The following is a 12,006-nucleotide window of genomic DNA, read 5'->3' as shown; positions in this document are numbered from 1 at the left end:
GCCCAGGAGGAGCGCGCGGCGGGGGCCTGGGGGGCACCCCATTCCGGCGTGGCGGGAGCGGCGCCCCAAGCAGGGGCGGCTTCCTCGACCGGGGCGTCCCAGGGCTGCTCGGTGTCGGTGGACGGCTGGGCCCAGGCGGAGTTCGCGGAGGCGTCCTCGGTGGCGGCCCACTCCGACTGCGCGGCGGCGTCCGTGGCGGCCCACGGCTGATCCGCGCCCGGGGGCACGGCCTCCGTGGTCGCCCATTCGGGCTGCGCTTCAATGGGGGCTTCTTCAGCCGCGGCCCATTCGGGCTGCGCGACGACCGGCATGGCGGCTTCCGTCGTGGCCCACTCCGGCTGCGCTTCGATGGGTGCCTCTTCGGCCGCGGCCCACTCCGGCTGCGCTTCGATGGGTGCCTCTTCGGCCGCCCACTCGGACTGCGCGGCGACAGGTGCGGAGGCTTCCGTCGTGGCCCATTCCGGCTGCGCTTCGATGGGTGCCTCTTCGGCGGCGGCCCACTCCGGCTGTACGGCGACGGGGGCGGCTTCCTCGGTGGCCCATTCGGGCTGCGCTTCGATGGGAGCTTCTTCGGCGGCGGCCCACTCCGGCTGCGCAGCGACAGGCGCAGCTTCTTCGGTGGCCCATTCGGGCTGCGCTTCGATGGGGGCTTCTTCCGCGGCGGCCCATTCGGATTGCGCGGCGACGGGCGCGGAGGCTTCCTCGGTGGCCCATTCGGGCTGCGCTTCGATGGGCGCGGCTTCTTCAGTGGCAGCCCACTCCTGCTGTGCGGAGACAGGAGCAGCGGCTTCCGTGCTCGCCCATTCGGACTGCGCTGATACAGGCGCGGTCTCTTCCGTGGCCCATTCGGGCTGCGCTTCGATGGGAGCTTCTTCCGCGGCGGCCCATTCGGGCTGCGCGGCGACGGGCGTGGCTGCTTCTTCCGTGGCCCACTCGGGCTGCGCTTCGATGGGCGCTTCTTCCGCGGCGGCCCACTCGGGCTGCGCAGCGACGGGCGTGGCGGCTTCTGCCGTGGCCCACTCCGGCTGCGCTTCGATGGGGGCTTCTTCCGCGGCGGCCCATTCGGGCTGCGCAGCGACGGGCGTGGCGGCTTCTTCCGTGGCCCACTCCGGCTGCGCTTCGATGGGCGCCTCTTCGGCGGCGGCCCATTCGGGCTGCGCGGCGACGGGCGCGGCGGCTTCTTCCGTGGCCCATTCAGGCAGCGTCGCTACGGGCGCTGCTTCCTCGGTGGCCCACTCGGGCTGCGCTTCGATGGGGGCTGCCTCTTCGGTCGCGGCCCACTCCGACTGCGGTGCCGTGGGCTCGGCTTCTTCCGTGGTCGCCCACTCCGACTGCGCAGCGACCGGAGCGGCGTCGGCGGTGGCCCACTCCGGCTGGGCCTCGATCGGCGCGGCCTCCGGGGTGTTGTCGGTCGTCGCCCACTCCGGCTGCGCGGCGGCAGGCGTCGCGTCCGTGGTGGCCCACTCGGACTGCGCTGATACAGGCGCGGTCTCTTCCGTGGCCCATTCGGGCTGCGCTTCGATGGGAGCCTCTTCAGCCGTCGCCCACTCGGACTGCGCGGCGACGGGCGCGGTCTCCTCAGCAGCGGCCCACTCGGGCTGGGCCTCGATGGGAGCCTCTTCGGCGGCCCATTCCGGCTGCGCAGCGATGGGCGCGGCCTCCTCGGCTCCCCACTGCTGCTGCGTGGGAACGGTGGAGGTGCCTTCGGTGGGGGTCCATTCCGGCTGCGCGGCGACGGGCGCGGCTTCTTCCGTGGTCGCCCACTCGGGCTGCGCTTCGATGGGCGCCTCTTCGGCGGCGGCCCACTCTGGCTGCGCTTCGACGGGCGCGGCTTCTTCCGTGGCCCACTCCGGCTGCGCTTCGATGGGGGCCTCTTCAGCGGCGGCCCACTCCGGCTGCGCTTCGACGGGCGCGGCTTCTTCCGTGGCGTTCCAGTCGGACGCCTGTGCCGGCTGTGCGGCGTCGGCCTCATGCGTGGCCCATTCGGACTGGGCCTCGATCAGCGGAGCCTCTTCGGACGGGGGCGTCCATCCGCCCTGGGCGTCCGCGACGGGCGCGGCCGTGGAGGCGACCCACGCGGATTCGGCGGCCGGGGCATCCCACGCGGGCGCGGTGGGCTGTTCGGTCGATGCGGTGCCGGACCACGCCTGCGTCGAACCGGCTTCCTCCGCCGTGTCAGCGGAGGCGGCCCATTCAGGCTGGAGCTCGATGGGCGCGGCGGGCTCCACGGCATCGGCGGCCCACTCGGGCTGGAGCTCGATGGCGGCGGACGCGTCCTGCAACCCCACGGTGTCGGTGGCGTCCGAGGGCGCTCCCTCGGCGGTCCACGACTGCGCATCCTGTCCCGAGGTGTCCCACGCCGAAGACTCCCCGGACTGCGCTTCGGCAAGCGACTCGGAGGCGGTGGCCAGCGGCACGGCGTCGTCGGCACTGCCGCTCATCTCGCCCCACTGCTCCGATGCAGGGGCCACTTCGGCCGCGGGCTCGACATCGTCCGAGCCGAGCTCCAGCGTGTCGGCTTCGATGTCCGGACCGACCGGGATGCTGCGGATCCGCAGCGACGGAATGCCCGGCTCATTCGCGAACGGGGAGGGCGGCGGAGTGAGCTGCTGCTCCTCTTCGGCTCCCAGGTCGGCCACGTCGAAGGTCTGGGCCTCCACACCGGCCGCGACCGCCGAGGCCGCGCCGTCGTAGGACCCATCCGCGACGCCTTCGTGAGCGACATCGTTGGCGTCGAGCGCGATCTCTTCGGCGGGCGTCTCCGCGCCAGCCTGCCACGTCTCGGCGGCGACACCCGACGGATCATTGGCCTGCCACTCCGTCGCGACGTCATCCGTGCCGAGCGTGATCTCCTCGGCGGAGGTCTGCACCGGCGCCGCGTTGTCGGCCTGCCACTCCGTCGCGACATCACTCGTGGCGCTGCCCGACTGCCAATCCGTGGCGACCTCGCTCGACTCAAGCGCGATCTCCTCGGCGGGCGTCCCGGTGGCGACGGCGCTGTCCGCCGTCCACTCCGTCGCCGCATGACCGGAGGCCAGCGCGCTCTCGTCGGTGGATGCGGCCGTGTCGGCCTGCCAGTCCGTGGCGACGTCGCTCGTGCCGAGCGCGATCTCCTCGGCAGGAGCTTCCGTCGCGTCGGCCTGCCACTCCGTGGCGACGTCGCTCGTGCTCAGCGCGTCCGCAGCCGGAGCTTCACCCGCCGCCTGCCACTCCGTGGCGACGTCGTTCGTGCTCAGCGCGTCCGCAGCCGGAGCTTCACCCGCCGTCTGCCAATCCGTGGCGACGTCATTCGTGCCGAGCGCGATCTCCTCCGCCGCGGCCTCGCCGCCGGTCTGCCAGTCCGTGGCGACGACATCGTTCGTGCCGAGCGCGATCGCATCGGCCGCCGGAGTCTCACCCTCCGCCTGCCAGTCCGTGGCGACGTCGCTCGTGCTGAGCGGGATCTCCTCCGCCTCCGCGGTCGCCTGCCACGCAGCCTCGACCTCGGTCGTGCCGGTCGCCGAGGCAGCTCCACCGGACTGCCAGGACTCCGCGCTGGCCGTCTCCGGCTGCCACTCCGTGGCGACATCGCCCGCATCCAGGGCGATCTCCTCCGCGGGCACTTCCGTGGCGCCGTCGGTCCACGCCTCCGCGATGTCACCCGCGCCGAGCGCGATCTCTCCACCGTGCTCCGGCGCCTCGGCGACAGGGGCCGCGTCCGTCCCCCACGCTTCCGCCGTCTCCGTGGCGACCGCCTGGGCCTCCTCCACGGCGGCTTCCACCGGCGCGGCGGGCTCCGCCGTCGCGACGTCGCTCCAGTCCCAATCCGAAGCCGTACCTTCGGCCGGCGCTGCCGGCTCCACCGCGAGCGGCGCGGTATCGAGCGCGCTGGCCCGGGACTCCTCGGACTCCACCGCCAGCGGCGCCGCGTCCCACGCCGCATCCACGGGCGACAGGTCCTCGGCCAGCACCGCCTCGGAGACGGGCTCGGCCTCCAGCAGCTCCGCCTCTCCGACCGCGTGCTCCGCGGAGGCCAGCGCCTCCGCCATCGGATCCAGCCCGGACGCCGCCGGGACCTGGGCCTCCGACTCGACCTCCATCGACAGGTCCGCGAACGAATCCTCCAGCGAGGGCTCCGGCTCGGCGGCGGCTACCGGGGGCGGCGTCTCCGTCGACAGCCCGGAGAAGTCCTCCTCGGCGCTCGTGTCCCACGTCGCCTCCGCCGCGGCAGGCGAGGTCGCCACGGGCGCCTGCGGCATCCACGGCGCGGGTTCACTCAGCGAGGGGATGTCGATGTCGTCCGTGCTGAGGTTCAGGCTGTCCGGTTCGGTGGGCGCCTGAGGGGCATAGGCCTGCGGATCCACCGGGGCCGCGTAGCCCGCCGCCGCGTTCGGGTCATACGCCGCGTTCGGGTCGTAACCCTGCTGCGCCCAGGCCGCCGCCGCGTTCGGATCATAGGCCGCCGCGTTCGGGTCGTAGCCGGCGGGGTAGGCGTACCACTGGCCATCCTCGCCGTAGTACCCCTGGGCGTTCGGGTCGTAGCCAGCGGGGTAGGCGTACCACTGGCCGTCTTCGCCGTAGTACCCCTGGGCGTTCGGGTCGTAGCCAGCGGGGTAGGCGTACCACTGGCCGTCTTCGCCGTAGTACCCCTGGGGCTGCTGCTCGGGCTGGGCCCACGCCTGGGCCGCCGCCGCGGTGTCCGCCGCGTCCTGGATGCCCAAAAGGCCGCGCAACTCGACCCAGCGAGCTTCCTCGACAGCGGACAGACTTCCCAGCTTCCGCTTCTCATCCAGGAAGCGGAACTCTCTCATCGCGGCGCGCGTATCGGACATCCGTCACCTTGCTGCGCCAGCGTCTTGGGGGGACCGCCGCAGCGAAAATCTTGGAGGGTCGCGAGTGTAGGGGACTCCCGCCAGGGGGTAAACCAATCCGCCACGCCCGACCGGCCGCTACCTCCCCGAGAGGGCGGTACGCACCGCCTGGTCCAGGCCGGAGAAGTCCTTCTCGTAGGTGGCCTTCAGGGCCTCCTGGAAGGAGTCGGCCTGGCCCGCCTTCTGGATGAAGTCCAGCAGCTTCTCCTGGCCCCCCAGCCGCACCAGCTCCCGCACCGCCATGGCGGATGTTCCGTAGGCGACTTCGGGCTGGGACATGGAGATGGGCGCCTGCTGGTCCATGTCCGACAGCTTCGGCAGCCGCCCCTGCTTCGCCTGGGAGCGCATCACGTCGCGCAGATAGCGCGGGGGGCCGTCCAGCCCCAGGTAGCGCCACTCGATGTATTCGGCCAGGCCCTCGTTGAACCAGCGGGGCAGGGCGCCGCCGCCGCGCGGGCAGATTTCGTCCACCGCCGCGTGCACGTACTCGTGGACCAGCGTGGCCTTCGTCGCCTGCGTCAGCTCCGCCGCGTCGTTCATGCGGATGGCGTCCTCGGAGTACAGGCCGGCCACCGCGGTCGCGTACCGGGCGCCCATGTGCGTGGCGAACTCGTCGCGCGTGTAGAGCACCACGTTCAGCTGCCGCTCGCGGGCCTTCCCCAGCGTGCGCTGGGTGAACTCATAGGCCTCGTCGAGCGCGGACACGACCTTGCCCTCGTACTCAGCGCGCTGGCCGAAGTCCCGGTCGCTGTTGAAGTAGCGGATGGCGAAGCGGCTGTTCTGGCGCACGCGCATGCCGTCCTTGCCCACGCCGGACTCGTAGCTCAGGCCCGCCGAACGGATCTCTCCGCCCGCGGTCGCCCTCGCCTGGCGCGTGTCCCCCGAGGAGGGCTCGCCATTCATCCGCTGCTCCAGGCGCTCCGCCTCGCGCCGCGCGGCCCCTTCCTCCGACACCTGCGAGCGGGCCTGCTGCATCAGCTTCTTCGCCTCCGCGGCCTCCTTCGACTTCGCGGGCACCTGCTGAAGCGTGGTCAGCGCCCCCGCCGAGTCCTTGTCCTGCAACTGCAACCGGCCCAGCTCCAGCGCGAACGCGCCGTCCTTGGGGAAGGTGGCCAGGCCCTTCTTCAGCGCCTCCTCCGCGGCGGCCCGCTGATCCGTCTTCAGCGCGGAGCGCGCCAGGCAGCGCAGGCCGCCCGCCGTCTCCTGGAAGGCCACGGCGCGCTCGCCCAGCGAGTACGCCATCACCGCGTCCTCCGGGAGCAGCGCCTCGCAGCCCTTGAGCAGCGGGCCCGCCACGGACGGCCGCTGCGCCTCCGGGTAGGAGGCGGGGTCCGCGGCGGCGAACGCGAGGTACAGCTCCTCCCACTCCTTGTGGGCGGCCAGCTCCTTCGCCTTCTGCGCGGGAGGAGCGGCGGCGAGGAGCAGCAGGGCGATGAGGGGCGTGTTCATGGGTTTCCGGAGTATCGCCGAAGCCCCGAGCGCCCGCGCAAGCCTCCCCGCCCTACGTCCGGGCGACCTGCCAGCCCTGGGCCTCCAGCGCGGCCATCAGCTCCTGGATGTGGGCGTGCCCGGTGGTCTCCAGCATCACCTCCACCGTGGCCTCGCCCAGCCCCGCCTTGGAGAAGGCGCGGTCGTGGTGCAGGTCCACCACGTTGGCGCGCATCTCCGCAATCTGCGTGGTGAGCCGCGCGAGCACGCCGGGCCGGTCCGGCAGCCGCACCTCCAGCTGCACCAGGCGGCCCGCCTTCACGAGGCCCCGCTCGATGATGCGGCTGATGACGTTCATGTCGATGTTGCCGCCGCCCACGATGATGGCGACGCGCTTGCCCTTCGCCTGCGGAATCCGGCCGTTCACGAGCGCCGCCAGCCCCGCCGCGCCCGCGCCCTCCGCCACCGACTTCTCCTGCTCCAGCATCATCAGGATGGCGGCGGCGATCTCCTCCTCGTCCACCGTCACCACCGCGTCCACGTACTTGCGCACGTGCTCGAAGGTGAGGTCCCCCGGCACCTTCACCGCGATGCCGTCCGCGATGGTGGTGCCCGCGTGGGTGAGCTCCGTGCGCTTCCCCGCATCCAGCGACGCCTTCATGCTGGCGATGGTGGAGGCCTGCACGCCCACCACCTGGATGCGCGGGTTCGTCTCCTTCAGCGCCACCGCCACGCCGGAGATGAGCCCGCCGCCGCCCACCGGCACCACCACCAGCTCCAGGTCCGGGCACTGCTCCAGCAGCTCCAGCGCGATGGTGCCCTGGCCCGCGATGACATGCGGGTCGTTGAAGGGGTGCACGAACACCAGGTTCTCCGCGGCCTGGATGCGCAGGGCCTCCGCGTAGGCCTCGTCGTAGTTGGCGCCCTTGAGCACCACGCGCGCGCCGTAGTCATCGCGCGTGCGAGTCACCTTGATGAGCGGCGTGCGCTCCGGCATCACGATGGTGGCGCGGATGCCCAGCCGGCGCGCGTGGTACGCCACGCCTTGCGCGTGGTTGCCGGCGGAGGCCGCGATGACTCCGCGGCGCTTCTCCTCTTCCGTCAGCGTCAGCAGCTTGTTGAGCGCGCCGCGCTCCTTGAAGGCGCCGGTGCGCTGGAGGTTCTCCAGCTTGAAGTACACCACCGCGCAGTCGGTCTTCTCCGTGAAGTAGTCCGACGCGGGGCACGGCGTGGGGCGCAGCGCGGTGCGGATCCGTTCGCGCGCCGCCTGGATGTCCTGCAGGGTGACCATCATGGCCGGGCGTGTAGCGGAAGCGCGCCCCGCACGGAAGCGGCCCGGAGCCCCACGCCTGCCTGCCCGCGTGCGCGGCGGGGTGCGTCAGATGCCGCGCAGCACCGTGGCCTTGCCCACCCGGCCAATGGCCAGGATGTACGCGGCCGTCCGCATGGAAACCTTACGAGACCGTGCAATCTGAGCCACCCGGTCGTAGGCCTCCTTCATCGTCTTCTCCAGCTCCGCGTTGACGCGATCCTCTTCCCAGGAGACGTGCTGGAGGTTCTGCACCCACTCCAGGTAGCTCACCGTGACGCCGCCCGCGCTGGCCAGGATGTCCGGCACCACGAAGATGCCGCGCTTCTCCAGGATGTCGTCCGCCTCCGGCTGGGTGGGGCCGTTGGCGCCCTCCACCACCAAACGCGCGCGCACGCTGTTGGCGTTGTCGCGGGTGAGCACGTGGCCCAGGGCCGCGGGGATGAGCACTTCGCAGTCCGCCGCGAGCACGTCCTCGTTGCGGCACGGCGTGCCGCCGCTGAAGCCGGTGACGGTGCCGGTGCGCTTCACGTGCTCGAAGAGGGACGGCACGTCCAGGCCCGTGGGGTTGTACATGCCGCCCAGCACGTCGGACGCGGCCACCACCACGCCGCCGTCGCCCCAGATGAGCTGCGCGATGTGGCTGCCCACGTTGCCGAAGCCCTGGATGGCGAAGCGCGTGCCCTTCACCGGCATGCCCAGATCCCTCAGGATTTCACGGCATACGTAGAGCAAGCCTCGCCCGGTGGCGGCCTCGCGGCCCTTGGAGCCGTACAGCTCCAGGGGCTTGCCCGTCACCACCGCGGGCGAATGGCCGTGGTAGCGCGAGTACTGGTCCATCACCCAGGCCATCACCTGGGGGTTGGTGTTGACGTCCGGCGCGGGGATGTCCCGCGTGGGCCCGATGACGTCTTGAATCTGATCCACGAACTTGCGCGTGAGCCGCTCCACTTCCTTGAGGCTCATCTGCGCGGGGTCGCACGCCACGCCGCCCTTGGCGCCGCCGTAGGGCACGTTCACCACGGCCGTCTTCCACGTCATCAGCGACGCGAGCGACACGCACTCGTCCTGGTCCAGGGCGGGGTGGTAGCGCAGGCCGCCCTTCATGGGGCCGCGGCTGTTGTCGTGCTGGATGCGGTAGCCCAGGAACGTGCGGATCTCGCCGGAGTCCATCTCGATGGACACCTGCACCTTCACCTCGCGCAGGGGCGTGGCCAGGAGCGTCTCGATGGGCGTGCCCACGTCCATCACCCGCGCGGCCTTGCGGAAGTAGTAGTTGGTGCCGTCGACGGCGTTCATGGTGGGCTTCACTCCTGAGGACAGACGGAAAACCTTAACAGAAGCGGTGCGCTACGATGGGTGCGTCCATGCGCCCCCACTCCCCGGACGACAGCGACGCCGGCTCGTCCCTGCAGGGACTGGCGCGGCGGATCCGCACGTTGCGCGAGCGCCGGGGCCTCACCCAGGAGGACTTCGCCGCCCGGTGCGACATCTCCGTGAGCTTCGTGTCCCTGCTGGAGCGCGGCGAGCGCAACCCCAGCTACGACACGCTCCTCCAGGTCGCGGCCGCGCTGGAGCTGCCGCTGGGGGAGCTGTTCCGGCTGGAGGACGCGGAGGACGCGGGGGCTCATCGGCTGGTGGAGTGGGTGCGGCTGAAGAAACTGGGCCGGGACGACGTGGACCGTCTGATGGCCGTGGCGGAGGCGATGTTCAGCGGTGGGCCGGGCGCTTCGACTCCTCCGGCGAAGGAGGCCAGCGCGGCCTGCGCTTCACCGGAGTGCGGCCGGCCCGTGCTGGCTCGGGGGTTGTGCGTGGCGCACTACCACCGGGCCCGCAGGAAGAAGACGGCTCCGGAGCCTTGAGGGGGCCGTGAGCCCCCCGAAGGCGCGGAAGCACTACTTGCGCTTAGCGCGCTCCACCTTGAGCGTCTTGCCCTCGCCGTGCGGCTTGCCGTGGGTGGACTCGAAGCCCTCCACGTCCTCCTCCGCCACGAAGACATACGCGTACGTGGGGCGCAGGTCGGTGCGCAGCACCTTGCCCGCCGGAGCGCCCGCGGCCTCCAGCGCGGCGGTGACGCCCGCCTCGTCCAGGCCCTCCTGACGGCCCAGGCCCACCCACAGGCGCGCCTGGCCGGGGAGGTCCTGCAGGGACTCGTGACGGGGGCGGCGCTCTTCACGCTGGCCGCGCGGACGGTGCCGCTCCAGCTTCAGCGGCTTGTCGTTGTGCGCCTTGCCGTTGAGCGACTCGAAGCCCTCGGCGTCACCTTCCGGCACGTAGACGTAGCCGTAGGTGGGGCGGGTGAGGGCCTTGATGACCTTGCCCGCCGGGGCGCCCATGGCCTCCAGCGTGGCGGGCAGCTTCGCCTCGTCCATGCCGTCGTCCATGCCCAGGTTCACCCAGAGCTTCACCTCGCCGGGGCCCGCGTCCGGGGACGGGGGCGCGCGGGTGCTGGTGGTGTCGCGCTCGCTGCGCGGCTTGCTCTTCTCCACGCGCAGCGTCTTGCCGCCGTGCTGCTTGCCGTTGAGCGCCTCGAAGCCCGCGGAGTCCTCCTCCGCCACGAAGACGTACGCGAACGTGGGGCGCAACTCCGCGCGCACCATCTTGCCCAGCGGCGCGCCCGCGTCCTCCATGGCCGTGGCGATGCTGCCCGGCCCCAGGCCGTCCGCGGTGCCCAGGTTCACCCAGAGCTTCGTCTCGCCCGGGCCCGCCTCCAGCGCGGCGGAACCGGCACCCCGGCGCTCACCCCGGTCCTCGCGGCGCGGCTCGTCGCGGCGCGGACGGCGCTCGCGGTCCGGGTGCTCGTCGCGGCGCGGACGCTCGGTGCGCTCGCCGCGCTCCTCACGGCGGGGACGCTCGCGGTCGCGCTCACGGTCGCGGTCCTTGCCCCGGCGCTCCAGCGGCTTCTTCTCCACCGGCTCGCGCTTCTCCGTCTCACCGGCGGCCTGCGCCTTCTCCATGCGCAGGCGGCTGAAGTAGTACTTGATGAGGAAGGCGATGAGGTCGTCCGCGTCCGGGCGCTGCTTGAGCTGCGAGGCCAGGGGCAGGAAGCCCTCGAAGATGCTGGAGCCCATGCCCTCGCGCAGCTCGCGCAGGTGGCGCTCGGTCCACAGGTGCATGGCCTCTTCGGGCGCGGGCATCTCGCGCATCTCGAACTTGATGCCGAACTTCTTCTCCAGCACGGTGAACGTCGCCAGCTCGCGCCCGGAGAAGAGGTTGATGGCCGTGCCCTTGTTGCCGATGCGGCCCGTGCGGCCCACGCGGTGCAGGTAGACGGCGGGGTCCTCCGGCAGGGAGTAGTTGATGACGTACTCCAGCCCGGAGATGTCGATGCCGCGCGCCGCGATGTCCGTGGCGACCATGAAGGCCACCTCGCCGCGCTTCACCTTGCCCATCACCCGCTCGCGCTCCTTCTGCGGCAGGTCTCCGTTGAGCAGCTCCGCGTCGAAGCCGTTGCGGTTGAGCACCGCGGTCACCAGCGCCGTGTCATCCCGCGTGTTGCAGAAGATGATGGCGTTGGAGGGCTCCTCCTTCTCCAGGATGTAGATGAGGTTGCGCGGCTTGGGGAACTGATCCGACACGTCGTAGCGGATGTGGTGGATGTGCTCCACCGTGAAGACGTCGCCGGACAGCAGCAGCGTCTCCGCGTTCGTCGTGTAGCGCGCGATGAGGTTCTGGATGTCCGTGGGGACGGTGGCGCTGAAGAGCAGCACCTGGCGCGTCTTCGGAAGACGGTCGAGGATGCGGGTGACCTCCTCGTAGAAGCCCTGGTTCAGCATCTCGTCGGCTTCGTCAAGGATGGCGTGGTCGCAGCCGTCCAGCTTGAGGTTGCCGCGGTTGATGTGGTCGAAGACGCGGCCGGGGGTGCCCACGATGATGGGCGTGCCCTCTTCCAGCGCGTCCTCCTGCTGCTTCATGGAGGCGCCGCCGTAGATGGCCGCCACCTTCACGCCCTTGTACTTGGCCAGCGTGGTGAGCTCCTCCGCCACCTGGAGCGCCAGCTCGCGCGTGGGGCAGAGGATGAGGGCGCGCACGCGCTTCTCGTCCGCGGGAATCTTCTCCAGCAGGGGCAGGCCGAAGGCGGCCGTCTTGCCCGTGCCCGTCTTGCTGCGGACGATGAGGTCCTTGCCCGCCATCGCGGGGCCAAAGGCCTTGGCCTGTACGGGGGTGGGGCTGGTGTAGCCGCGCTCCGCCAGCGCGCGGCGGAGGGGCTCGGAGAGGTTCATTTCTTCGAAGCTGATGTCCGCGATGTACTCGCCGGGACGCGTCGTGGCTTCGTCAGGCGCCGGGGCTCCCGGCGTGGGCTCTTGGATGTCGCTCATCGGGCATGGGCATAGCCCCTGCATTACCCTCTGGCAACAATCGCGGCACTTTGGGGTATGGAGCGCGCATGGCGAATGGGAGGAAGAGAACCAATGGTCC

General features: G+C 71.5%; 6 protein-coding genes. 1 reads left to right on the top strand and 5 read right to left on the bottom strand.

Going from position 1 to position 12,006, the window contains the following annotated elements:
• The 4 genes from D7Y15_RS38635 to D7Y15_RS38620 form a co-directional block, all read right to left on the bottom strand.
• On the bottom strand, nucleotides 1–4,811 hold a 4,811-nt coding region (locus D7Y15_RS38635), incomplete at its 3' end, for a hypothetical protein (protein WP_121755700.1).
• A gap of 117 nt (nucleotides 4,812–4,928) precedes the next feature.
• On the bottom strand, nucleotides 4,929–6,299 hold the full coding sequence (locus D7Y15_RS38630) for a tetratricopeptide repeat protein (protein ID WP_121755699.1): 1,371 nt from the start codon (nucleotides 6,297–6,299) through the stop codon (nucleotides 4,929–4,931).
• A gap of 52 nt (nucleotides 6,300–6,351) precedes the next feature.
• Nucleotides 6,352–7,569, bottom strand: a complete 1,218-nt coding sequence (locus D7Y15_RS38625; protein WP_120581007.1) for a threonine ammonia-lyase — start codon at nucleotides 7,567–7,569, stop codon at nucleotides 6,352–6,354.
• 87 nt (nucleotides 7,570–7,656) lie between these two features.
• Nucleotides 7,657–8,886 (bottom strand): Glu/Leu/Phe/Val dehydrogenase, encoded by a 1,230-nt coding sequence (locus tag D7Y15_RS38620; RefSeq protein ID WP_014399186.1) that lies wholly within the window; start codon nucleotides 8,884–8,886, stop codon nucleotides 7,657–7,659.
• A 68-nt stretch (nucleotides 8,887–8,954) separates the two neighbouring features.
• Here D7Y15_RS38620 and D7Y15_RS38615 point away from each other — a divergent pair, with 68 nt between their 5' ends.
• Nucleotides 8,955–9,449 (top strand): helix-turn-helix domain-containing protein, encoded by a 495-nt coding sequence (locus D7Y15_RS38615; protein WP_120581008.1) that lies wholly within the window; start codon nucleotides 8,955–8,957, stop codon nucleotides 9,447–9,449.
• 33 nt (nucleotides 9,450–9,482) lie between these two features.
• On the opposite strand, the gene D7Y15_RS38610 is transcribed toward D7Y15_RS38615, so the two are convergent.
• Entirely contained in the window at nucleotides 9,483–11,906 is a 2,424-nt protein-coding gene (locus tag D7Y15_RS38610; protein WP_121755698.1) for a DEAD/DEAH box helicase, read from the bottom strand.
• Nucleotides 11,907–12,006 lie beyond the last annotated feature (100 nt).

The sequence above is a fragment of the Corallococcus sp. AB030 genome (assembly GCF_003668965.1).
Taxonomy (GTDB): domain Bacteria; phylum Myxococcota; class Myxococcia; order Myxococcales; family Myxococcaceae; genus Corallococcus; species Corallococcus exiguus.
The sequence above is the reverse complement of the archived record's forward strand: the minus strand, read 5'-3'. Positions and strand labels throughout refer to the sequence as shown.